The sequence below is a fragment of the Marinifilum sp. RC60d5 genome (assembly GCF_052400665.1).
Classification (GTDB): Bacteria; Bacteroidota; Bacteroidia; order Bacteroidales; family Marinifilaceae; genus JBQTGK01.
This window is the reverse complement of sequence record NZ_JBQTGK010000016.1, coordinates 1-22,550: the sequence shown is the minus strand read 5'-3', so window position 1 is coordinate 22,550 and position 22,550 is coordinate 1. Positions and strand designations below refer to the sequence as shown.

Here is a 22,550-nt window from a genome sequence, read left to right as displayed (position 1 = left end):
ATCTGTTTTTGTAATAGCCCATATTACAAGCCCTTCAATCAAAATTACATAAAAAGAGTGGATGAAAGAAGCGAAGCGGATTCTTTTATGAATTATTAAGTAATCGAAATTAGTTTCGTAAATCATTAAAGAATCCGGAACTTATATTTTAGAATTCTTTTTTTACATCAGGTAAAACAAAATCAAGTTGTTTCGCTACTAAATTGGCTTTTGCAACTCGTATTGATATTTTGTCGCCCAATTGATAAATCTTTCGATGATGACGACCTACAATGCAATAATTATCTTCATCAAACTCGTAAAAATCATCTTCTAATTCACGAATTGAAACCATTCCTTCGCACTTGTTTTCGTCTAATTCTACATAAAAACCCCATTCGGTAACACCCGATATTGTTCCTTCGAATTCCTGACCCAAATGTTCCTGCATGAACTCTACCTGCTTGTATTTTATTGATGCACGTTCGGCGTTAGCGGCTTTTTGTTCCATTTCGCTACAGTGTTGACAGAATTCTTCATATTTATCAGCATTTACCGATTTACTGCCACTAAGATATTTTTCCAGCAGGCGATGAACCATCATATCGGGATAACGACGAATAGGAGAAGTAAAATGTGAGTAGTGGTCGAAATGTAGTCCGTAGTGACCAATATTTACTGTCGAATATTCAGCCTTGGCCATAGAGCGGATTGCTAAAGTTTCCACTAAATTTTGTATGTTTTCTCCTTTTACCTGATGTAGTAAATCATTCATAGAACTCGAAATTGAGTTGGTATTCGAGGTTTTAATTCCGTATCCAAATTTGCGAATAAACTGATTAAAAGAGTTTAGCTTTTCAGGATTTGGTTGATCGTGAGTTCGGTAAATAAAAGTCTTTGCTTTTTTTCCTTTTGAGACTCTACCAACCGATTCGGCAACTTTTTTATTTGCTAAAAGCATAAATTCTTCAACTAATTTGTTCGAATCTTTCGACTCTTTAAAGAAAACACGAGTTGGTTTTCCTTTCTCATCAATTTCAAATTTAACTTCAAATCGATCAAAATCAATTGCTCCTTTTTTAAAGCGTTTTTCCCGAAGCAGTTTTGCAAGTTTATCCATGCAAAGAACTTCTTCTTTAAAGTCTCCTTCACCTGTTTCAATAATCTCCTGAGCTTCTTCGTAGGTAAATCTTCTGTCCGAATTAATTACGGTTTTACCAATCCAGGTATTTAGAACTTCGGCCTTACTATTCATCTCAAAAACGGCAGAGAATGTTAATTTTTCCTCTTTTGGGCGTAGCGAACAAACACCATTCGATAATCGTTCCGGTAGCATAGGAACAACCCTGTCTACCAGGTAAACAGAAGTGGCTCTATCGAATGCTTCCTGTTCAATTATACTTCCTTTTCGAACGTAATGAGTTACATCGGCAATGTGAACACCAACTTCCCAATTTCCATTTTCCAGAGTTCTTATTGACAATGCATCATCAAAATCTTTCGCATCATGCGGGTCGATGGTAAAAGTTGTAATATCTCTAAAATCTTTACGCAAAGCGATTTCTTCTTTGGTAATTTCATCGGAAATCTCTTCGGCCGCTGCATTTACTTTTTCGGGGAATTCATAAGGCAAATCGAATTCTGCAAGAATAGCGTGCATTTCAGTGTCGTTATCGCCAGGTTTTCCAAGTACGTTAATGATCTGGCCAACCGGATTTTTTGATTTTTTAGGCCATTCAGTTATTTGAGCAATGGCTTTATCTCCATTGTTAGCTCCGTTTAGTTTGGTAAGCGGAATAAAAATATCGTAAGGCATCTGTCTTCCCGAAGAAACCAAAAAGGCATAATTTTTTGATATCTCAAGAACACCAACGAATGTAGTTTTTTTGCGTTTAACAATTTCAACAACTTCTCCTTCGGGTTGTTTGCTTTTTTTGCGTGCATATAAATATACATTAACCACATCGCCATGCAAAGCTCGGTTTAGGTTCGCCTGAGAAACAAATACATCTTCATCTAAATCGTCGCACACAATAAAAGCTGCACCTCGGGCTGTCATGTCTACAGTTCCTGTAACATTCCCCATTTTCGATTTTAATTTAAATTTTCCGGTTGATAATTCATGAAGAAAATCAAGATCAATTAAATCGTATAATATACCAACGATTAACTGCTTAACTCCCATGTCTTTTATTTCCAGTAATCTGGATATTTGTTTGTAGTTGAAAGTTTTATCCGGATTATTGCTAAAAATTCCTACAATTAATTTTTCCAGGCTCTTACGAGAATGTCTCGGACCTGATTTTTTATGTTTTTTTGTCATTTTTTTAATCTATGTTAAGATTGCTGTGAAAACAGACTTCCATTTTAATTTATGAATAATATTTGTAATTCGACCGATATCTGTCTTAATTAAACTTTAAGAAATTTCGATGTGATCGGAATTTATCGTTGGAAGTGCTTTTCAAAAATAATTTAAGTCAATATAAATAGCCTTTTCTTTATTGTTTTTAATTTGATTTTTTCAATCTATCCCAGAGAGCAGGTATTAAGGATAGGCTAATCTTGTTGATGAAGAAATCTAAAACAAGGATATTGGATAGAATATTGTAACGGTGCAAAGATACAAGAAGGAAACTATATAGACAATAAAAATCGTGAAATATGAAAAAAACGATATTGATTTAGTTTGTATTTAATGTTAAATGCATCATTAAAATCAACTTTAAGTGTGATAGTTTACAAAAATAGAATTGTCTTTTGGTATAAAAATAGCTTCTATAAAGGGGCTATCTATCAGAATTATAAAGTTATTAGTGCGATTATTTATTCTGTGAAATAATTTTTTATAATTTTACATCCCCAATACAAATTCGAAATATTTTAACGGATATGGAAAACAAGCTATTCATATATAATACACTACATCGGAAAAAAGAGTTGTTCGAACCCATTAATGCACCACATGTTGGTTTGTATGTATGTGGTCCTACAGTATATGGCGATGCGCATTTAGGACATGCTCGCCCGGCAATTACTTTCGATTTATTGTTTAGGTATCTTACTCATTTAGAGTATAAAGTGCGTTATGTGAGAAACATTACCGATGTTGGTCACCTGGTTAACGATGCCGATGAAGGAGAAGATAAAATTGCTAAAAAAGCAAGATTAGAGCAGCTGGAACCTATGGAAATAGTTCAGTACTTTACCGATCGTTACCATAAGGATATGGATGATTTGAATGTTCGTATGCCAAGTATCGAGCCTCGCGCATCGGGACATATTATCGAACAGATGGAGGTAATAGACCGATTACTGGAAAATAATTTTGCTTACGAAAGTAACGGATCAATTTATTTTGATGTTGAGGCTTACAGCAAGAAATATGAATACGGTAAATTATCGGGACGTAAGATAGAAGACTTAATCGCGAATACTCGCGAGCTTGCAGGTCAAAGCGAAAAGAAGAATTCTTTCGATTTTGCTTTGTGGAAAAAAGCAGCTCCCGAACATATTATGCGCTGGCCTTCGAAATGGAGCGATGGTTTTCCGGGATGGCACCTGGAGTGCTCGGCAATGAGCCAAAAATATTTAGGTGCCGAATTCGATATTCATGGTGGTGGATTGGACTTACAATTTCCGCATCACGAATGTGAAATTGCACAATCGACAGGAGCTTATGGAAAAGAAGCTGTAAAATATTGGATGCATAATAATATGATTACCATTAACGGACAGAAAATGGGAAAATCATTAGGTAATTTTATTACCCTTGGGACCATGTTTTCTGGCGAAAATGATGTATTGGAGCAGGCATACAGTCCAATGACTGTTCGTTTCTTTATGCTTCAGGCTCATTATCGTAGTCCGCTCGATTTTTCTAACGATGCTTTAAAAGCTGCAGAAAAAGGATTCAAGCGATTGATGACTGCTATTGCAAGTCTAGATAAAATTCAGGCTTCAGATTCATCAAGTGTTTCGGTTCAGGATTTAAAAAGTAAAAGTTACGATGCTCTTAACGACGATTTAAATACACCTATTTTAATTGCTCATTTGTTCGATGGCGTTAAAATGATAAATTCTTTGCTTGTTGGAAAAGAGAAAATTACAGCAAGCGATCTGGAATCCTTAAAAACACTATACCGATCTTTAGTTTTTGATGTTTTGGGATTAAAAGATGAGGGCGACGAAGAAGGCGACAATGAAATGCTGGATAAGGTAATTTCTTTGCTTCTTACAACCCGAAACGAAGCTAAAAAGAATAAAGACTGGGCTACAGCTGATAAAATAAGAGATGAGTTAACCAATTTAGGCATCGCGGTAAAAGATACTAAAGATGGTTTTGAATGGGAAATCATAAAATAATTGAAACTGTCCTAAGTAATTGGGACAGTTTTTTATTTTTTAGCTAAATTTATCTATCACCATCGTAATTGATCTTATAAAAAACAATCCAATGAAATTCCAGATTTTAATACTTCTATTTTCTTTTTTTCTGGCTTACGGATGCAACGGAAAAGGTTCTGGCTCTGACAAACCTGCTAATAATGTATCAGAAAAACCTGCTGCGAAAGTTATTGAGTATATCAGTAGTATGCGTTTAAAATCGCCACATCGAGGTGATATGTTTACTTATGGAGATGAAATTAATGTGCTAATGCATGCGAAAAAACGAGCTGGTGATATTGATTCGGTCCAATTAATAGGTGATGGAAAATTAGTTTCTACATTAAGCAAAAAACCCTGGGTTTGGAAATGGATTCCTGAGAAAGAAAACATGGGCAGACATAATTTAAAGCTAATGGCATATCACGAAAGTGGAGAAATTGGATTATTAACTACTCATGTTAATTTAAAATCGAATAAAGCTCCAGATGAATATTCTTTTGAGATTATAAAATCGTATCCTCACGATAAAAGAGCTTATACTCAGGGTTTGTTTTATCGCAAAGGTTTTTTATACGAAGGAACAGGTCGAAATGGAGAATCAACTCTTAGAAAAGTTAAACTAGAGAACGGAGAAGCTATTTCTGTTAAAGGATTGGAACAGCAGTATTTTGGTGAAGGAATTTGTTATTCGAACGGAAAAATTATTCAGTTAACCTGGAATTCAGGAAAAGTATTTGTGGTAAATCCTGAAACTTTTGAGCAAGTAGATTCTTTTGAGCCAAACACAAGCAATAATCAGGGATGGGGAATAACAGCAAATAATAATGAGTTGATTATATCGGATGGAACCAATTTGTTAACTGTTCTGGATGCTGAAAATTATAGTAAAAAGCGGATTATTGAAGTTTATGACAATGCAGGAATGCTTACCAATTTGAATGAATTGGAATATATCAACGGTAAAATTTATGCCAATGTATGGTTAACCGATCGAATTGTGATTATTAATCCGGAAACGGGAAAAGTAGAAGGGAATATTAATCTTGAATCGATTTTAAAACATTCGGAGAAGAGTAAGTTAAATCATGATGAGGTTTTAAACGGTATTGCCTGGGATTCGGAAAACGAAAGATTGTTTGTTACTGGTAAACATTGGTCTAAATTGTTCGAGATTAAGATTGAAAAAAAGTAAAAACTAGTCTTCGATATCTAAATTGCCCTTTCGTTTTTTAAAGAAGGAGTTTTTAGAGTTGCGCAGACCTTCGTAGGAATCCAGAACACCCTTTACGCTGCCAACCAGTACTTTTGCTTCAACCATAATGGGAATTCGGTTATTGTCGTTGCTAAGCCAAACAGTCATATCTTCGCCGCCTTTAAACATTGTACCTTCTACCAATAGTGGCGAAAATTTAAGGCACTCAAACCGTTCTCCCGATTTGGTTTTAATAATATCTATGCCGCGGTAGCGAATATATAGGGAGTGTATTTCGTTGTCAATAAGCATAGAGATAGGAATTTTATCTCCCTTTTTGTATTTGGAAAAATTAAGATTACGAACGTAGTAGGCTATCGATAAAATATCGAAAGTGCAAGCTTTGTTTTTAAGAGTATCATGTTTTACAGGCTTTTCTCGTTTCTTAATTTTAGAGAATATTGTACTGTCATTATTATTAAACCAATACTCATGATGAGCATGATATTTTGCCTCATGAGTACGTCTGTCGAAATACATTGGAGCAAGAGTCTCCATTTCGGCATAGGCCGTAAGTGTATCTCTTAAATGAAAAAACCAATCAAAAGCCTTAAGATTTTTTCCAGTTCCAGAAAACAGAAATGCATTTTTGTTTTTATAGGTACTTTTTTCAACACTTAAATTAACCTCGCCTGCAGCTACCCAAATAAATCCCCAGTTGTAATATCCGCGAAAGCTAAGCTTTTCACCTTCCCGAAATGCGAAATTTTTTTCGATACATTGTGCCAACGCACGATTCCCCGTTGCCATTGGCAATAGCAGAATAAATAGGAATACATATTTTATTCCAAGTGAGGCTACCAGTTTTTTTAACAATGCTTTCTATTTTTCCTAATTATTTATCTGCTTACTTGTCCAATTTTACTTTCAATAGCTTCTACTTTAGTTTTCAGGCGATTGTTTTTCCCTTTCTGAATATCGATATTCATTGTAGAGTATACACGTTTTGAATCTTCGCTTAAAATATTGTAAGAACGATTCACGATATCAAGAGCCTCGGGTAGGGTATCAGTCTCAATTAAAGTACCCATTGCAGTAAGCTGGTAATTAACACCGCTTTCGCGGATTAAGTTGATCACTTTGCTTACTTGTTTACTTACGCTATCGCCTTTATCAGTTGGGAATATGGCAAATTCAAGAAGTACAGACATATCTTTATTTTTTAGTTTTTTTACGTTTCATATTTTTATCAGATTTCTTCTGATCTTCCTTATCATGATCATGCTCGTGTTCTTTTTCTTCTTTCTGAAAAATAAATTCCGATTCCGAAGGAATTACTAAATCTTCATCAACTTCCCAATTCGATCTTATTTTTATTTCTTTTCTGAAGAAATAAACCTGCTCAGGCTGAATTCCTTTCTCGTAGTTTCCAGTATCCCAAATGCCATTGTCATTTGTATCCTCAATAATCTTAATAATATAGGTTTTAGGATATACAAAGTCGAACAAAACAGTTTGATTGGATTTTATTTTTTGAGTTTGTGATATTTTTTCACTTTTTCCACTTTCTAACAATTGTACCAGAGTAGGTGTTTTTACTCCAGTAATATTTAGGAATAATTTACCATAGTATTCTTTTTCCCGGGTTGTTATTTTTCCTTCAAACGAATCGCTGTATAGTCCGTAAACATTTTGAAAAGCAGTAGAATCGGCAAGTAATTTGTATTGAGTTTCTGGTTCCCATTTGGTAATCAGATTATATTGTAATAAGTTTTTAGGATCTTGCTCAAGCGAGAATTTTGCAGGAATTTCTACCGTATCTTTCATTTGAAAGAAATGAATACTATCCATATTTATGTTTGCCAATGGTTCTTCAAAAGTAATTGACAGGAATTTATTAAGATCTTGTGTAGAACTGGTCTTTACTTTAAATTGGTAAGTTGGCTTTTTAATTTTTGTTTGTTTTTTCTTCTTTTTAGTCTTGCCTTTGCCTTTTGTTTGTTTTGCCTTTTTTGGATCCTTAAAATTTAATTTTACGGTATCCTTAAAGTTCACTAATGCTCCAGTGGTGTCGGTTTTAAAATATTGTAAAGCAGCCAGTAAAGTGTCTCGTTTATAAATACTCGAATCAATAATCCAATACGAAAGAGTGTCCTTAGTTTTGTTTTCCTGTTTTAAAAACCAATTTTTATTTTCATTTACATCTATAAAATCAATTTGTAAACTATCGCTTCTCCTGGCATTAAATTGGAAATCAAGTTTTTCTCTTCGGCTTCGTTTGTAGTCAGTTAAATATTGCAATGTGTTTTCTTCCTCGAACATTCTTATTTGAATATTGTTTGGTTCTAGTGCAGTAGCTTCTTTAACAACAAGAGAGTCGTTTCCAATAGAGTCTAATTGTTCAAATCGGTGAGCTGTAGGCACAATTAATTCATCGAAATATCCGATAGCTTCTCCAGGACCATTGTACAGGTAATCTTTATTGCCATCAACAATTGCAAACAATTTATAAGTACCCGATTGTAAGTTGTTAAGTTGAAAATAACCAGCAGAATCGGCTAAAGCAATATAATCGGGAATAGTTGTTAAAGGTACAGAATCGTGAGTGTTTAAGTATGCCATCACCATCGAGTTCGCTAGAGGAAGTTCATCAAAAGCATTATTAACTTTTCCTTTAATACTTAATGAGTCTATTGATTCGCCAGTAGAAAATACAAATTGATACTCTCCCAATGGATTTCCTTCGTTGTTATCAACTATGCCAGTTCCAAAATCTATGGTATAAGTTGTATTTTTCTTTAACTCTTCTTCAAGTTTTACGTATATAGATTTTCCCTTTAGTTTTACCGAAGGAGTTTTTTTGAATGGTGGCGAAATCACAAAGTTTTCACTGATCTTTTCTAATTTCACGAATTCGTCGAAGAAAATTTCTATTTTCCCACCTTTAAAATTTAGTGCAAAATTTTCCGGTTCAGTTTTTACAACTTTCGGAGGAGTTTTATCTAAAGGGCCTCCTGTTGGGTAACCCTGATTTGCACAAGAATATATAAAAGCTGTAATTGCTAATCCAATAAGGATATTAAAAGCTATCTTTTTCAATTTGATTGGTTTTGATAATTGATATTTGGAAACAAAATTACAAAGTTTCAAAACAAAAATAAGTTAATAAAACAAAAATGGTTAATTCAACTGCATTTTCGACTGAAAACAGACAAAAAATATTGGAAGAAGCTACCGGTAATGAGTATGATTTTATTTTTACCAAATGTGGATTTAAAGAAGCCTTATTTACTTTAATTGCTTCTGGATTAGGTTTTAAGTGTGCAATGTTTTGTGAGAATGACTTTGATATTGAACTACATACTGTTGTAAATACAAAGGATGTGAGTAAAAAAACAATTCAAATTTTACGAAATAGTTTTCCTCACCTTATACTACCAGATGAATATTTACACATTCGAAAATCTAAAAACAGATTAAGCGAATTGTTTTCTAACTCGATAAAGTATAAAGATATACCGCGATATGAACCGAATTTACAATTAAGTTCAGAATCATCGGTGGGCATCGATAAAGAATTCAAGATAAATTCGAATCGATTGTTAATGTCTTTTATAAAATCGGCTGTTAATAATGGAGTTACGATTTTAAATTATACTTCTGTTACAACCAATACTAGTAACGAAATTATTGCTTCTGACCTCTTAAAACCAAATAATAGTGGTTATGCATTACAATATAAGCACCTGCTTAATTTTGATAATGCCGGTCAAACCGATGAAAAGGAGGAGCTATACATTCGATTAAATAAGAAAGACTTGTATCTGAAAAGAAGTTTTAAATTTTATGTGGATAATGAACTGGTTAGGTTGATTCGATATCAGGATTATTTTTTATTGATCTGTGAACATAGTAATCAAACAACTAACTTTATTGAAACAGTTTTAAAAGAACTGAGCTCTTTGCTTAAGGAAGACATTTCTTTTAATTTGGATGATATTATATCTACAGATTTAATTTCGATGCGGAATAGTTCAAATTTAAAGGATCAGCTGCTTTTAACAGAGCAATTTGTGAAGCAGTTTTTAAGTATATCATCATCCGATTTTACCGATCGCCTGCATAAGATACCTGTTGTCGATTCTAATTTTGAAGGCAGAAAAGAAATTCAGGAACTAATTGAGTTTGCCGATTTTAAATTTGATGAGGCAAAGCAAACTGGTATTCATCCAATTTCTTTTAAGAATATATTTTATCGTTTTGGTTCGGAAACAGAAATATTAACCGAATTGGCTTATGAATGGAGAGGTAAATATGGTCCGGGAGAAAAATTATGGCAGAATGTGCAGTTGTGGTATTTATACAATAACGAAATGATTTGTAATATGAATGACTATTATGCCAGAATCCATTCCCGAAATAATGAATATAAATTAGATTTACTTATAGATGAAGAGGTAATGAATACTTGTTTATTTGTTTAAAATCAGCTTGATATATGCTGTAGAACATATTTATTTTTTATTATACCTATAATTAGGTATTGTACAGCGTGTTTTATGTCTTTACTTTTGTTTCGAAACAGATCATAAGAGTGCGAAACACGAATGAACAGAATTTTAAAATATAAAATTGCCATACTTAGCATATTGCTGCCAGCCATGATATTGCTGGCGGGTAATGCTGTTTTTAACTGGCACGTTCATAAGTCTTCCGATGGTAACTTAATTGTTCATGCTCACCCTTTTCATAAAACAGGGAATACTCAAAGTTCGAGCAATCATAACCATAGCGCACAAGAATATTTTTCGATTCAGCATTTTACCAGTTTTTTCTTTGTTCTAGCTGCATTTTTGTTTGTAAGCTTATCTTTAGGAAAAATAATCGAGGTTTCGAAAGTATATCATTACCATGTAAAAAAACGTCTGTTAGCCACTCTTTTACCTAACCGGGCTCCTCCGGCATTGGCTTAACATTTTTCATTTTCAGACTTCTAATACTTTATAGGAGTTTAAAATTTTGCTTACATAAATAATTGGGGTGGACTTAAGTTATCATTCTTAATATTATGTATGTATTTCTTTTGTAATACAACCAAATAACAAACAATAAAATCTAAGTAATGAGAAATTTAACTCATCTGCTTATCAGCATATTTATGTTGGTGGGTATGTGTAATTCTGTGTTTGCCGAAAATCTTAGGGCAAGTATTAAAGGAAAAGTAATTGATGTGAATAGCAAGGAACCTATTCCTTATGCAAGTGTTGCTATAGAAGGTTCGGCTATTGGAGCGGTTACCAATTTTAATGGCGAATTTGTAATAGATAATGTACCAATGGGACATTATCATGTAATAGCAACATGTGTTGGCTATAAAATAAATATAAAAGAATGTGATTTAAAAGGAGGAAAGAATGCTGCTATCGATTTTAAAATCGCCGAAGATTTTATTGGATTAGATCAGGTAGTGGTTACTGCCGATAGAAATAATATACAGCGTAAAGATGCACCTGTAGTTGTGAATTCAATATCTACAAAACTATTAGAGCAAACTTCGGCCGCTACTTTGGCCGATGGTTTGGTGTTTTCTCCAGGATTACGAGTTGAGAATGACTGTAACAACTGTGGATTTTCACAAGTAAGAATGAACGGTTTAGAAGGTCCTTACACACAGATATTAATTAATAGCCGTCCTATTTTTAGCGGATTAGCTGGTGTTTACGGATTAGAGCATATCCCTGCAAACATGATTCAGAGAGTAGAAGTTGTTCGTGGTGGTGGATCTGCTTTGTTTGGTGGAAATGCAATTGCCGGAACAATTAATATTATTACAAAGGATCCGGTAAGCAATTCTTTTAAAGCTGGATTAAAATATGGCTTAATTGGTGTTGGTGTCGATGATGCAGGAAGTGCAGCAAATGATTTTACTGCCGATTTTAATGCTTCTGTAGTATCTGAGGATCACAAAAGTGGAATTTTTATTTTTGGAATGAACCGTCAGCGCGACGATTGGGATGCGAACGAAGATGGATATTCTGACATGGTAAAAATTGAAAATTTAAGTGCTGGATTGCGAGCTTATCGTAGATTTTCCGATTTAAGTAAACTTACCTTCGAGTATCATATTGTTGATGAATACAGAAGAGGGGGAGATCAACTTAGTTTACCAGCTCATCAGGCAAATGTGGCAGAACAGGTCGAGCACAGAATTAATTCAGGAGGTGTTGTTTGGGATCAATACTTAAATGAAAACAGAAATAGTAAATTTTCAGTTTATGCTTCTGCTCAGCATATTGATAGAAAAAGTTTTTATGGAGCAGCAAGTATTAACGAGGATAATGGTACTATAATTCCCGATTTAAGTTCTTACGGTAAGACCAACGATTTGGCTGTTTCAGTTGGTGCTCAGTTGCACACTACAGCAGAAAACTTGTTATTTTCGCCAGCAGATCTCACTTTTGGTATTGATAATACTTATAATAAACTAAAAGACGATAAATTAGGTTATTATGATGTGATTGACCAAGCTTTTGTTCCAACAACAAACATTGCCGATCAGAAATCAAATACCATAGGAGCTTTTGCGCAGAGTAAATGGGATTTAGGATTCGTTAATTTTTTGTTGGGAGTGAGAATGGATTCTTATGATATTAAAAATGAGGAAAATGGTGAGGAGAATTCGAATACGGTATTTAGTCCTCGTGCAAATATTCTTTTTAAATTATCGGAACCAACTCAGTTGCGCTTAAGCTATGCTCGCGGATTTAGAGCTCCTCAAATCTTTAATGAAGATCTACATATCGAAGCATCTGGCGCAAGAAGAATTATTCACGAGAATGATCCGAACTTAAAAGAAGAAAGCTCGAATAGTTTAACGGCATCATTAGATTTTACTAAAACCATAGGAAAAATTCAGACCTATTTATTGCTCGAAGGATTTTATACAGACTTAAAAGATCCTTTTGTAAGTGAGTTTAGTGATCCTGATAGCGATGGGAATGTGATTTCGCTAAGACGAAATGCTAATGGTGCAGTTGTGAAAGGTGCTAATATCGAATTTAAACTAGCACCTTCTTACAAGTTAGATTTTCAAATGGGTATGACTTTACAATCAAGTAAATATGATGAATTTATCGATCAGGGTGATGATGATAATGAACTTAACAGCTCTACCGATGAAATTTTAAGAACACCAGAGCATTACGGATATTTTGCCATGAACTGGAAGCCTAAGCATGAATTTACAGCTACTTTAAGCGGATCGTATACTGGTGAAATGAACATTATGCACCTTGCCGGAGGATTAGATGCTAATAATATTTTGATAGAAGAAGAAAGCCTGGTAAAAACTGATAATTTTATGGATCTAGGAATTAATTTTGCTTACCATTTCGATTTGGGTAGAGAGGTAAAGCTTCAGTTCGATTTAGGAGTGAAAAATATTTTTAATTCTTATCAGGATGATTATGATAGAGGTCCAAATAGAGACGCAAGTTATATTTATGGACCATTAAGTCCTCGAACAATTTATTTAGGTGTGAAAATTGGTAACTTTTAGTAGAAAGTTTCTACAATAATATATTGTAGCCAATAGGCTTAATCTAACGGGATATCCTTCTTTTTAAGAGGTTTATCCCGTTTTTTTTTACTCAGTAAATTTAAATGGTATAAAAATTGAAATTATCTGTTTTGATAGTTAAAAATATAAGAGTTAAACAAATGTGAATCAAAGAATCTTATTTTAAAAAAGATAAGTAAATTTGCACGAAAGTATAAAATCAGATAGAATTATTAAAGTATCATGGAAAACGAAAAAAAAGATAAAATTTATAAAGGAGTATTAGTTGGCCTTGGAACAGTTTTATTGATTGTTGCTGTAATGTATTTTATGGAACATCGCGAAAACAAAAGATATATAGGTGAAATTACGACAGAGAAACTTGGTTTAGAGAATGAATTAAAACTACTTTCTCAGGATTATGATTCTTTGCAAACGAGCAATGATACGCTTAATGTTCAACTGAAAATGGAGCAGGAAAAAATTGCTGAATTATTAGATCGCATGAGGGTTTTTCGCAATAATTCTTACGCCGAAATTAATAAGTACAAGCGAGAATTAGGAACACTAAAAGGTGTATTAAGAGATTATATTGTGCAGATTGATTCGCTGAATACCCGAAACCAGTTGCTCACTGCCGAGAATAGAAAGGTGAAAAAACAAATTAGCTGGGTGAAGGAGCGAAACGAGAAATTACAGGAATCAACCGAAAATATGAAAGAGGTAATTAGTAAAGCTTCTGCTCTCGATTTAGTAGACCTTACTTGTTATCCGATTAATAAAAAAGGGAAAACAGTTAAAAAAATATCTAAAACCAAAAAGTTAAAATCTAGTTTTACAATTCAGAAAAACATTACAGCATCAACAGGAGTAAAAGAAATTTTTATTCGTTTAACACGTCCCGATGAAGTTGTATTGGGAAATCCACAAAATTTATTGTTCGATTATGAAAATACTAAATTGGTATATTCTGCTAAACGTGAAATAGATTTTGAAGGAGATGCACTCGAAGTGGCTATTTTTTGGGATAACGATGGTAGTTTAATTGCCGGAGAGTATAAAGTAGATGTATTTACTGAAGGAAATCACATTGGAAATGCAACATTCCTGCTAAAATAAATTATTATAGATATATAAAAAGAGCTTGTTAGAAATGACAAGCTCTTTTTGCATTTGTTAGTGTTTATTTAAATATCGTTCTCGATCCAAAAGCTCTAAATCCAACAAGAATAGATACGCAACCACTTTCCAGTTTCGTTTTATTACTGTTTTCTGGAACTAAAATCCGAATTATAAAATCATCGGTACTTTCTACCATAAAATCCCATAATTCAATAAAATCTTCATCGGAATTGTCGTAAAGAAGATTGTAGTCGGTATCGAAAAGCTGAAATTGTAATTTGTCTAAATTAGCTTCCCCTTTTACCAAAATTCTATATTCCTGATCTTTATAAAACGTAAGTTGTAATTCTGCAGTTTCTCCTTGAGATAAAACCGCATTATTAAGCTGACCATTAAAAGTATATGGTGATAAAAGAGGAATACATTCCTTTTTCGTGTACTCATTACATTGTGCAAAACCATGTCCTGATAAGCAAAATACAAAGAGTAGTAATATTGTATATTTAGTTATTTTCATCTATATCAAGTTTTAGATCGAACAATTATAATTCGGTTAGTCTGGCTCTAATACGATTATTTATTTCTGTAATTTCTTTAATGGTTTTATTCGAGGCCTTAAGAGTTATTTTATTGTGGATAACTGTTTTGCCATTTTTCGATTTTAAATTTGCCGGAGTTTTTTTAACCTGCTCAATTTCACGAAACTTAGAATCTAACTTTTTTAAATCAGGTAAAATGCTAATTATTTTAGGGTTGTTGCGATACTGATTTAATAAGCCAATAAGATTTTTAACAGAATATTTTTGTTGCGAAATTAAATCGATCATTTCCTTCTTAGGGTTTTTTAAATCGATAATATTGGTTGCTAAATAAAGTGTTTCTATCCAACCTCCAAAAACAATTAGAGCTGCGGTTCCACCTCTTTGATTTTCCTTTAAATAACTATCCGATTTAGTAAATGTTTCTGATATAATATTTAGCAGTGAATCCTGATTTTCGATATTCTCTTCTACTCTGCGGGCTGTTTGTTTTTCCCGTTCTTCAGGTATACCTAGTTCGCGCGTAAACTTTTTTATTACTGCTAAATATCTGGCTGCATCCTGAAATTGTTCATAAATACGAATGTAACTTAAATCGGCACCATAAATTCCAATATTTATTGCCATATCCGATTGTGATAAATAATTATCGGAGTTATTTACCGAATTCATTAAATCAGGTTGATATGGAAGATCCATTTCTTTCATAATTTCAGTTACCTCGATAGGACTTGGAATATTATAAAATAGATTTTTTACAGTTCCAATTTTTTGAATTTTATCCTTGCTGATTTCACTTTCTTTTTCTTTTACAGACTTGTTATTTTGACAAGCACAACATAAAAGAGAATTAATGAAAATCAGTAAAAAACTAATTATTTTAATAGATGTTTTAAACATAATTATCGAATTTACTCTTTGTAACATTTACGCATTAAACCTAAAGTTATATTTTTATACATAACTAACAAACAAAAATCTAATATATCGGCACTTCTGTAAAAAACTTTCAGAAAGCAGAAACAATTGGTCTTTATAATCGTAAATTGTAAGTTAAGTAAAGGAAAAATGTTATGAGAATAGGTATATTAATTGGCCGTATAGGTGGAGTTGATGGGGTTGCATTGGAAACTGAAAAATGGATTAAAGTATTTCAAAAAATGGGACATGAAGTCTTTACTTTGTCAGGTCAGTTCGAAGAAAGAAAGCTTGATTCTAAATGGGAGACCTTAGTTTCTGAGATGTCATTTTTTTCGCCAGAAGGTTTTTGGGGGCAAAAAAAAGCTTTTCATTTTCCAGATAATAACTTACCAGAGCTTCTCGAGCACATTCATTTTTACGAAAAATTAATTTGCGATAAAATTACCGATTGGGCAAGAGATAAGAAGATTGAAGTTCTTGTTTCAGAAAATGCATCGGCACTGCCTGCTCATTTAGAAATGGGACTGGGAATTAGAAAGGCGATTATAGAACTCGATTTACCAACTATTACTCATGATCATGATTTTCATTGGGAGAGAGGCTCAAGGTATTTGTCGCCATATCCTGAAATTAATAAAATTGTTGATGATAATTTTCCTTTGCGTTTGCCTAATGTGTTTCATGCAGTAATTAATACCTATGGTAAAACAACTTTAAGTGAACGGTTTAATCGAAATTCTATTGTTGTTCCCAATGTCATGAATTTTGATTTGCCTTTTGGAGATATAAATAGTTCTAATATCAATTTAAAGCAAAATTTAGGCCTTCAAAAAAATGATTATATTCTCGCTCAGGTTACCAGAATTGTGCGCCGAAAAGGCATTGAAACGGCTATTCGATTGATTCAGATGCTGGAGGATAAACATGCTAAATTGGTAATTACTGGAAATCATTCCGACGATGAAGGAAGTTTGTATTATAACGAGCTGATGGATTTGATACATGAACTTAAATTAGAGGGACAAGTTCTGTTTTCTTCACATATTATAAAAAATTACCGACGACAAATTCCCGGAAGTAATGCTTATTCATTATCGGATGCCTATGCTCATGCAAAAGCAAGTACTTATTTTAGTACTTATGAAGGTTTTGGAAATGCTTTTATCGAATCGGTTTTGGCTAAATGTCCTGTTTTTGTGAATAATTATAAGCCTGTTTATTGGCCCGATATTGGCAGCAAAGGCTTTAAAACGGTTATGCTCGAAGATAATAATATCACCAATAAAACTTTAGCAGATATGAAAGAAATTATTCATAATGAAAAGCTGAATCGTGAAATTGGTGAATTTAACTATGAACTTGGTAAAAAACACTTCTCTTTCGATACTTTAGAAGAAAAGTTAACAGAATTACTTGATTTGGCTGTTAAGTATAAATCTTAACTGCTAATTTGAGTTTTAAAGCCTGCAGCTTCAACTTTTTTTGCAATTTCCTGTAATTCTTCCAATCCGATTTTTTCCAGATTATCGCTTGGAGTATCGCGCGATATGGTATAAATCATGACTTCTTTAGGCTGAATTTTATGCAAATGTTTAATCCATTCACTTATTTCATTTTCAGAGGTGTTATCAATAATATTTCCATTATATTCTCCTCTAATAAATAAGGTCTGAATAATTAAATTTCCTTCAAATTTTGATAAAAGATCTACAGTTCGAATCAAATCATATTTTCCTACTGGCTGATCTAATTTAAGAATAGTTTCTTCCGTACCACCATCTAATTTAAGGATATTGTCGTCTACTTTATTTAAAGCATTAAATACCGATTTTTTGTGGATGGTTGAAGCGTTTGAAAGTACTGCAATACGTGCCTTAGGAAATAATTCGTCTCTTACCTCAATTGTATAATCTATAATCTTATCAAATTCGGGATGTAAACTTGGCTCTCCATTTCCTGCAAAGGTAATTACATCGGGAGCTTCCTTATTGGCTTTCATTTCGCTTAATTTTTCTCTTAAGCGCTCTTTTACCTTATTTTTAGGGTGAAAACTTATTTTCTGATCTTTTTTATCGGGGTTCCAGCCGCATTCGCAGTAAATACAATTAAAACTACAAAGTTTACAATCGTTAGGAAGTAAATTAATACCTAAAGAAACTCCTAATCGTCTGCTTTTTACCGGACCAAATATAATTTTATCGAAAAGAAAAGTTGCCATATCTTATTTTATTTAGTTGGCAAATTTAGATAAAATACCGGTTTGAGCTTAGAATTCACATGAAAATTAAAGAAGTACTTTTAATAGGCTATTAATGCTAAGTTTTTGATTTTTAAAATCCATCCCCGAAATTAAATTTAAACCTGGTTTTTTACCAATTTCCAGGCTACCTAATTCCTTACTTAAGCCTAAGTATTTTGCCGGATTTAAACATCCCCATTTTAATAAATCTTCTAAATTTATATTTTGGTTTTTTTCTTGTATTGCTTTTAATTCTTCAAATACCGATAGTTTCTGATGGGTCCCTAACGAGCCAGTTCCCACGCAATATCTACTGGAAAATTCAGACTTATTTGTATTGCAATTGCCACTTGTATATCTATTAATAAGAATAGGCGAATCGGTATCTTGTAAATTTATATTCGCAAAAACATTAAGTTCAGAAAATAATGTTGAGAAGTCGATGTTTTGAAATAATACATTCGATTTAGCTTTTTTGTCTGCATAATTCGATTGAGGCAAAATATCGGCAGCTCCTTTTGTTCCAAAAGCTTCTAAATGATTTATTCCTTTTTGAGTAGAATTAATATCAGGATTTAATTCAGATAGTTTATTGGTAATATTGTGAATGAAATTATTATCCAGGCAATCGGAAAAATTGTTTTGAGTAAAGGAACTCCACGATAACATACAAAATGCATCAACGAAGCCAGGAACAATTATACCTCCATAAAATTCCAGATCCTGGATTTCTTGTAATTTTCCTTTTGTATCTATTATATCAATAATACGATCGGTATCATCCAGAATAATAATACCATTTTTTAAAGGTTTGGAAACAAGAGTGAAAATATAATTTGCAGTTATTTTTCTCATTTCATTTCAAATCTTAGTGCTTCGTGATTCAAATGTTTTTGAATTTCCTTTTCCAATTCAATACTATCAGGCTTTATTTCAGGATTATAAATCATAATATCTTTAATTTCATATTCCTGTGTAAATTGAGGTAAGTCATTATCCCAGTCCAAAACACTTCCTCTTAGTTCGGTGTAGGTTGTATCGGGATATTCCAATTGAATACTGTAGGTTTTGAATATGGAGTCTTTTATAATTTCAAGAGGTTCAAAATGTACTTCCTGAGGGCCATTTATTGTGTCTTTTTTCCAAAAATAAGCTGTCATCTTAGTATTTTCAGATTGATCTTTTTCCGAAATTTTTATTCGAGCTGATATGGTATAAATTCCTTTTTGATTAACAGGAATTATAAAATTGAAGCGTGGTTTCCCATTTTTAGGAACAATCCAATGATCTTTCTTTTTCCAAAGGTTTACAGTATCCTGTTCTAATTTGGCATTTTTAATATCAATACGATATTTTGTTTCTAATCTGTTTAACGAATCGATTACAACATCATAAATTTTAGTAAAATTTTTTGTGTTTGCCGCATAGTAGGATATGCAGGAGTCAAATTCGACAGGAGTTAAATTGTATTTTTTGTAAATAGAATTGTAATAATAGCTTGGTCGCTGATTATTTCCCGCTCGGTAAATATTTTGAGCCGATAGTGTTCCATCGGCAATATGAATATCAATTAATAATTTAATGAATTCATTTTCGTTTAATTTAGGAGCCTCTTTTTTGTCATTACAAGAGGAAAAACATACCAGTAGGGCTATACTTATTATGAGAAGGAATTTATTCATCGAAAAAAGATTCTTTATTTATTGTAGGGCAAAGATATAAAACAGATCGATAAAGATTTAATTTGGAAGCTATCAGCTCGATTTTTTAATCTTTTTATACAATTCTGATGCAAATACAAAATCGTTTAAAGCCTGATTATCGGTATCGAAAATTTCATTTTTATTTCCTTCCCAGGCTTTGTGTCCTTTACTAATGAAAAGAATTTTTTCACCAATTTCCATTACCGAATTCATATCGTGAGTGTTAATAATAGTTGTCATATTATACTCTTTGGTAATTTCTTGTATTAAATTATCAATTACTATTGCGGTAACAGGATCTAGGCCTGAGTTTGGTTCATCACAAAACAGATATTTCGGATTTAAAGCTATGGCACGCGCAATGGCAACTCGTTTTTGCATACCACCGCTAATTTCGGCAGGGTACAAATGATTGGCATTCTTTATATTCACACGGTTCAAACAAAAATTAACCCTGTCAAGTTTCTCTGTATTGCTCATTTCCGAAAACATATCTAGTGGAAACATTACATTTTCCTCAACATTTAAAGAGTCGAAGAGTGCACCTCCCTGAAAAACCATGCCCATTTCTTTTCTTATTTCTTTTTTCTTTTTTAAATTAAATGAGGTAAAATCTCTATCGTTATAAAAAATATAACCAGAATCTACTTCATGCAATCCAATAATTGATTTTAGCAGCACGGTTTTGCCCGATCCACTTTGGCCTATTATTAAGTTGGTTTTTCCTTCTTCAAATGTTATCGAAATATCATTAAGGACTTTTAAATCGTTAAATGATTTATTTACGTTTTCAAGCCTTATCATTTTAAAAGTATTTGTGTTAAAATTAGGTTTGTTAAAAGTATAAGAATACTACTATTTACAACTGCCTTTGTACTTGCTTTTCCTACTTCTAGAGCTCCGCCATTTACATAATAACCATAGTACGAGGGAATTGCTGTAATTATAAAGGCAAAAACTACAGTTTTTATAAGTGAGTAAGTAATGTAATATTGAACAAATGAGTATTGAACACCATAAATATACTCTGATAATGGAACTGTTTCGCTTAAATATCCTGCAAGTAAACCTCCAAGAATACCCACTGTTACACTTAAAATATATAAAAATGGATTAATGAACATTGCTGCCACAATTTTTGGTAATATCAGATAACTGGCAGAATTAATCCCCATAATTTCTAATGCGTCAATTTGTTCGGTAACTCGCATCGATCCAATTTCTGATGCAATATTAGAACCTACTTTTCCAGCTAATATTAAGCCTACAATTGTTGAAGAAAACTCTAAAATCATGGATTCACGAGTGGTATAACCTACCAAATAATCGGGTAGAAAAGGGTTTAGCATGTTATATGCTGTTTGTAAGGAAATAACCGCTCCCATAAATAATGAGATGATAACGACTATTCCAATGGAGTTAATCCCTAGTTTATGGATTTCCCTGATAATTTGAATGAAAAATGATTTGTTTTTTTCGGGCTTTGAAATTACCAAAATCAGGAATCTTGAGAATTTACCTACGTGTTCGAACAAGTTCATACGGTATAATGTTTAGGATAAAATTACAAATAATTTGTTTACATTCTAAAGCTCTTTAATATTGTCGAAGAATCAGCAATCAATTTTTGAATTGATCTGAGATTTCTGTATTTTAGAATATCAAATTTTTATCTGCATATCATTAAAAATCAATATGGATACAAATAATTATTGTGTGATTATGGCTGGCGGGGTAGGAGCTCGCTTTTGGCCTTTGAGTAAAAATAACCGTCCTAAACAATTTTTAGATATTCTTGGTACCGGAAAAACTTTAATCAGACATACTTTTGAGCGTTTTGCTTCGATATGTCCTGTTGAAAATTTTTTAGTTGTCACTAATGCTATTTATAAAGATCTGGTTTTAGAACAGATTCCTGAAATAAATGAAAATCAGGTGCTTTTAGAGCCTTTACGAAGAAATACAGCTCCTTGTATTGCTTACGCAAATTTTAAGATTTTAAAAATTAACCCCAATGCTTCTGTTATTGTAACTCCTGCCGATCATTTAATCTTAAATGAAGTAAAGTTTCATACTGTTTTGTATGAAGGATTAGGCTTTGTTAAGGATAACGAAAAGCTGTTAACACTTGGAATGAAGCCTTCCAGAGCCGAAATAGGATATGGATATATCCAAGTAGGTAAAAAATATACTCCCGAAAGTGACAGTATTTTTCCTGTGAAAACATTTACCGAGAAACCTCATGCAGAATTAGCTAAGGTATTTTATGAATCGGGTGAGTTTTTTTGGAATTCTGGAATTTTTATCTGGTCATTGGCAGCTATTCACAAGGCTTTTGGGCGCTTTTTACCCGATGTAAATGCTTTGTTTAGTTCAATTATGAATGAGTTAGGTACAGATTCAGAACAAGAGGCTATTGATAAAATTTATCCTGAGTGTCAGAATATTTCAATCGATTATGGGATTCTAGAGAAAGCAGATAGTGTTTTTGTTTACTGTACTGAGTTTGGGTGGTCCGATTTAGGTACTTGGGGGTCAATGTATGAACACTCATCTAAGGATAGTAATCAAAATGCCGTTCAGGGTGATAATGTTATGGTTTATGAATCGAAAGATTGTCTAATTAATGTCAATAAAGATAAACTTGCGGTAGTTCAGGGGTTAAAGGATTATATTGTTGTTGATACAGATAAAACTTTATTAATCTGTAGAAGACAAGATGAACAGGAAATTCGAAAGTTTGTAAATGACGTTAAAATAGCTAAAGGTGAGAAATTTATTTAGTAGAAATATCATAGAAATAAAAAAGGACCTTTAAAGGTCCTTTTTTATAGTAGTATCCCATAAAGTGTGTAAGTAAAGTTATTCTGATTTTTTCGGAGCCTTTTTCTAGCTCAAGAAAAAAATT

At 32.7% G+C, this 22,550-nt stretch carries 19 protein-coding genes; 8 read left to right on the top strand and 11 right to left on the bottom strand.

Features of this window, described 5'->3' with window-relative positions:
- Positions 1 to 148 precede the first annotated feature (148 nt).
- Positions 149 to 2,302 (bottom strand): ribonuclease R, encoded by a 2,154-nt coding sequence (rnr, locus tag ACT3CE_RS18080; RefSeq protein WP_444711168.1) that lies wholly within the window; start codon positions 2,300 to 2,302, stop codon positions 149 to 151.
- A gap of 569 nt (positions 2,303 to 2,871) precedes the next feature.
- Between rnr and cysS the strand changes: the two genes are divergently transcribed.
- Together cysS and ACT3CE_RS18070 are read left to right on the top strand one after the other, a co-directional pair.
- On the top strand, positions 2,872 to 4,344 hold the full coding sequence (cysS, locus tag ACT3CE_RS18075) for a cysteine--tRNA ligase (protein ID WP_444711167.1): 1,473 nt from the start codon (positions 2,872 to 2,874) through the stop codon (positions 4,342 to 4,344).
- A gap of 91 nt (positions 4,345 to 4,435) precedes the next feature.
- On the top strand, positions 4,436 to 5,560 hold the full coding sequence (locus ACT3CE_RS18070; RefSeq protein ID WP_444711166.1) for a glutaminyl-peptide cyclotransferase: 1,125 nt from the start codon (positions 4,436 to 4,438) through the stop codon (positions 5,558 to 5,560).
- A 3-nt stretch (positions 5,561 to 5,563) separates the two neighbouring features.
- Here ACT3CE_RS18070 and ACT3CE_RS18065 read toward each other — a convergent pair whose 3' ends face one another.
- The 3 genes from ACT3CE_RS18065 to ACT3CE_RS18055 are packed head-to-tail and all read right to left on the bottom strand — an operon-like array spanning position 5,564 to position 8,659.
- Positions 5,564 to 6,436 (bottom strand): DUF3108 domain-containing protein, encoded by an 873-nt coding sequence (locus ACT3CE_RS18065; RefSeq protein ID WP_444711165.1) that lies wholly within the window; start codon positions 6,434 to 6,436, stop codon positions 5,564 to 5,566.
- Positions 6,437 to 6,459: 23 nt separating this feature from the next.
- Positions 6,460 to 6,771 carry an MTH1187 family thiamine-binding protein gene (locus tag ACT3CE_RS18060; protein WP_444711164.1) on the bottom strand — a complete coding sequence of 104 codons (312 nt, stop codon included), beginning with the start codon at positions 6,769 to 6,771 and terminating at the stop codon, positions 6,460 to 6,462.
- A 4-nt stretch (positions 6,772 to 6,775) separates the two neighbouring features.
- On the bottom strand, positions 6,776 to 8,659 hold the full coding sequence (locus ACT3CE_RS18055; protein ID WP_444711163.1) for an Ig-like domain-containing protein: 1,884 nt from the start codon (positions 8,657 to 8,659) through the stop codon (positions 6,776 to 6,778).
- A gap of 77 nt (positions 8,660 to 8,736) precedes the next feature.
- Between ACT3CE_RS18055 and ACT3CE_RS18050 the strand changes: the two genes are divergently transcribed.
- The 4 genes from ACT3CE_RS18050 (at position 8,737) to ACT3CE_RS18035 (ending at position 14,237) form a co-directional block, all read left to right on the top strand.
- Positions 8,737 to 10,044: a hypothetical protein gene (locus tag ACT3CE_RS18050; RefSeq protein ID WP_444711162.1), complete on the top strand. Its 1,308-nt coding sequence runs from the start codon at positions 8,737 to 8,739 to the stop codon at positions 10,042 to 10,044.
- A 123-nt stretch (positions 10,045 to 10,167) separates the two neighbouring features.
- Positions 10,168 to 10,533: a hypothetical protein gene (locus ACT3CE_RS18045; RefSeq protein ID WP_444711161.1), complete on the top strand. Its 366-nt coding sequence runs from the start codon at positions 10,168 to 10,170 to the stop codon at positions 10,531 to 10,533.
- Between the two features lie 149 nt (positions 10,534 to 10,682).
- On the top strand, positions 10,683 to 13,118 hold the full coding sequence (locus ACT3CE_RS18040) for a TonB-dependent receptor (protein ID WP_444711160.1): 2,436 nt from the start codon (positions 10,683 to 10,685) through the stop codon (positions 13,116 to 13,118).
- A 243-nt stretch (positions 13,119 to 13,361) separates the two neighbouring features.
- Positions 13,362 to 14,237, top strand: a complete 876-nt coding sequence (locus ACT3CE_RS18035; RefSeq protein WP_444711159.1) for a hypothetical protein — start codon at positions 13,362 to 13,364, stop codon at positions 14,235 to 14,237.
- A 64-nt stretch (positions 14,238 to 14,301) separates the two neighbouring features.
- On the opposite strand, the gene ACT3CE_RS18030 is transcribed toward ACT3CE_RS18035, so the two are convergent.
- The gene (locus ACT3CE_RS18030; RefSeq protein ID WP_444711158.1) at positions 14,302 to 14,757 is read right to left on the bottom strand and encodes a hypothetical protein; all 456 of its coding nucleotides are present in this window, start codon (positions 14,755 to 14,757) and stop codon (positions 14,302 to 14,304) included.
- A gap of 25 nt (positions 14,758 to 14,782) precedes the next feature.
- Positions 14,783 to 15,679, bottom strand: coding sequence for a hypothetical protein (locus ACT3CE_RS18025; protein ID WP_444711157.1), 897 nt, complete (start codon positions 15,677 to 15,679; stop codon positions 14,783 to 14,785).
- A 173-nt stretch (positions 15,680 to 15,852) separates the two neighbouring features.
- On the opposite strand from ACT3CE_RS18025, the gene ACT3CE_RS18020 reads away from it, so the two are divergent.
- Entirely contained in the window at positions 15,853 to 17,142 is a 1,290-nt protein-coding gene (locus ACT3CE_RS18020) for a glycosyltransferase (RefSeq protein ID WP_444711156.1), read from the top strand.
- Here ACT3CE_RS18020 and ACT3CE_RS18015 read toward each other — a convergent pair.
- The 5 genes from ACT3CE_RS18015 to ACT3CE_RS17995 all read right to left on the bottom strand — a co-directional run bounded on the left by ACT3CE_RS18015 (position 17,139) and on the right by ACT3CE_RS17995 (position 21,183).
- Entirely contained in the window at positions 17,139 to 17,918 is a 780-nt protein-coding gene (locus ACT3CE_RS18015; protein WP_444711155.1) for a radical SAM protein, read from the bottom strand. The two genes, ACT3CE_RS18020 and ACT3CE_RS18015, sit on opposite strands and share 4 nt — an antisense overlap.
- Positions 17,919 to 17,984: 66 nt before the next feature.
- Positions 17,985 to 18,794, bottom strand: coding sequence for an amidohydrolase family protein (locus ACT3CE_RS18010; RefSeq protein WP_444711154.1), 810 nt, complete (start codon positions 18,792 to 18,794; stop codon positions 17,985 to 17,987).
- Complete coding sequence (locus ACT3CE_RS18005; RefSeq protein ID WP_444711153.1) at positions 18,791 to 19,621, bottom strand: DUF4296 domain-containing protein; 831 nt, start codon at positions 19,619 to 19,621, stop codon at positions 18,791 to 18,793. Before ACT3CE_RS18005 ends, ACT3CE_RS18010 begins: the two co-directional genes overlap by 4 nt.
- A gap of 72 nt (positions 19,622 to 19,693) precedes the next feature.
- Positions 19,694 to 20,446: an ABC transporter ATP-binding protein gene (locus tag ACT3CE_RS18000; RefSeq protein WP_444711152.1), complete on the bottom strand. Its 753-nt coding sequence runs from the start codon at positions 20,444 to 20,446 to the stop codon at positions 19,694 to 19,696.
- The gene (locus tag ACT3CE_RS17995) at positions 20,443 to 21,183 is read right to left on the bottom strand and encodes an MlaE family ABC transporter permease (RefSeq protein WP_444711151.1); all 741 of its coding nucleotides are present in this window, start codon (positions 21,181 to 21,183) and stop codon (positions 20,443 to 20,445) included. The genes ACT3CE_RS18000 and ACT3CE_RS17995 overlap by 4 nt, the downstream gene beginning before the upstream one ends.
- 154 nt (positions 21,184 to 21,337) lie before the next feature.
- On the opposite strand from ACT3CE_RS17995, the gene ACT3CE_RS17990 reads away from it, so the two are divergent.
- On the top strand, positions 21,338 to 22,426 hold the full coding sequence (locus ACT3CE_RS17990; RefSeq protein ID WP_444711150.1) for a mannose-1-phosphate guanylyltransferase: 1,089 nt from the start codon (positions 21,338 to 21,340) through the stop codon (positions 22,424 to 22,426).
- Positions 22,427 to 22,550 lie beyond the last annotated feature (124 nt).

Excerpts from the sequence above, each read along its gene's own strand:
- cysS (WP_444711167.1), top strand. The coding sequence starts at position 2,872 with ATGGAAAACAAGCTATTCATATATAATACACTACATCGGAAAAAAGAG.
- ACT3CE_RS18025 (WP_444711157.1), bottom strand. The coding sequence starts at position 15,679 with ATGTTTAAAACATCTATTAAAATAATTAGTTTTTTACTGATTTTCATT.
- rnr (WP_444711168.1), bottom strand. The coding sequence starts at position 2,302 with ATGACAAAAAAACATAAAAAATCAGGTCCGAGACATTCTCGTAAGAGC.
- ACT3CE_RS18045 (WP_444711161.1), top strand. The coding sequence starts at position 10,168 with ATGAACAGAATTTTAAAATATAAAATTGCCATACTTAGCATATTGCTG.
- ACT3CE_RS18000 (WP_444711152.1), bottom strand. The coding sequence starts at position 20,446 with ATGATAAGGCTTGAAAACGTAAATAAATCATTTAACGATTTAAAAGTC.
- ACT3CE_RS18040 (WP_444711160.1), top strand. The coding sequence starts at position 10,683 with ATGAGAAATTTAACTCATCTGCTTATCAGCATATTTATGTTGGTGGGT.
- ACT3CE_RS17995 (WP_444711151.1), bottom strand. The coding sequence starts at position 21,183 with ATGAACTTGTTCGAACACGTAGGTAAATTCTCAAGATTCCTGATTTTG.
- ACT3CE_RS18015 (WP_444711155.1), bottom strand. The coding sequence starts at position 17,918 with ATGGCAACTTTTCTTTTCGATAAAATTATATTTGGTCCGGTAAAAAGC.
- ACT3CE_RS18020 (WP_444711156.1), top strand. The coding sequence starts at position 15,853 with ATGAGAATAGGTATATTAATTGGCCGTATAGGTGGAGTTGATGGGGTT.
- ACT3CE_RS18005 (WP_444711153.1), bottom strand. The coding sequence starts at position 19,621 with ATGAATAAATTCCTTCTCATAATAAGTATAGCCCTACTGGTATGTTTT.
- ACT3CE_RS18070 (WP_444711166.1), top strand. The coding sequence starts at position 4,436 with ATGAAATTCCAGATTTTAATACTTCTATTTTCTTTTTTTCTGGCTTAC.
- ACT3CE_RS18010 (WP_444711154.1), bottom strand. The coding sequence starts at position 18,794 with ATGAGAAAAATAACTGCAAATTATATTTTCACTCTTGTTTCCAAACCT.
- ACT3CE_RS18030 (WP_444711158.1), bottom strand. The coding sequence starts at position 14,757 with ATGAAAATAACTAAATATACAATATTACTACTCTTTGTATTTTGCTTA.
- ACT3CE_RS18060 (WP_444711164.1), bottom strand. The coding sequence starts at position 6,771 with ATGTCTGTACTTCTTGAATTTGCCATATTCCCAACTGATAAAGGCGAT.
- ACT3CE_RS18035 (WP_444711159.1), top strand. The coding sequence starts at position 13,362 with ATGGAAAACGAAAAAAAAGATAAAATTTATAAAGGAGTATTAGTTGGC.
- ACT3CE_RS17990 (WP_444711150.1), top strand. The coding sequence starts at position 21,338 with ATGGATACAAATAATTATTGTGTGATTATGGCTGGCGGGGTAGGAGCT.
- ACT3CE_RS18050 (WP_444711162.1), top strand. The coding sequence starts at position 8,737 with ATGGTTAATTCAACTGCATTTTCGACTGAAAACAGACAAAAAATATTG.